Source organism: Gemella sp. GL1 (genome assembly GCF_013415365.1).
GTDB lineage: Bacteria > Bacillota > Bacilli > Staphylococcales > Gemellaceae > Gemelliphila.
Genome location: NZ_JACBYB010000005.1, coordinates 1 through 414, shown reverse-complemented (window position 1 = coordinate 414; position 414 = coordinate 1). Strand labels below are relative to the sequence as shown.

Here is a 414-nt window from a genome sequence, read left to right as displayed (position 1 = left end):
CTCATAACCAAAAGCGAGCGCGCCGCCCCGAAAAACGCCCACAAAAGCGCAAACGCAAGCAAAAACGCACCGCCCTTTAGTACCGCGGCCCAGGCCAGCCTCGGTCAAATTTTGATTTAGCGCGCCTACGAAATCCACGCTAAATGCGCCGTTTGCCTTTAAAATTTCATCCGTTTTCGCGCCGCTTTCAAGCCCGTCCGCGTATATCGCGCTCGTGCTAGCATCAGGCAAAAATCGCATCAAATTTTTTGCCGCATCAAATTCTAAAATCTCGCTAGCGCCGATAGTTTTAGCGTTTGCGATCTTTTCAAGCTCGGGTTTTACTAGCTCGGCGGATAGGCCAAACTGAGCGAAAATTTTAAATATTTCCTCATCCTGCGCGGCTTGCCTAAAGATATTTTTTACGGTTTCCTG

At 49.0% G+C, this 414-nt stretch carries 1 protein-coding gene; it reads right to left on the bottom strand.

Features of this window, described 5'->3' with window-relative positions:
• On the bottom strand, positions 1–414 hold a 414-nt coding region (locus tag HZY82_RS00025; protein WP_218925217.1), incomplete at both ends, for a hypothetical protein.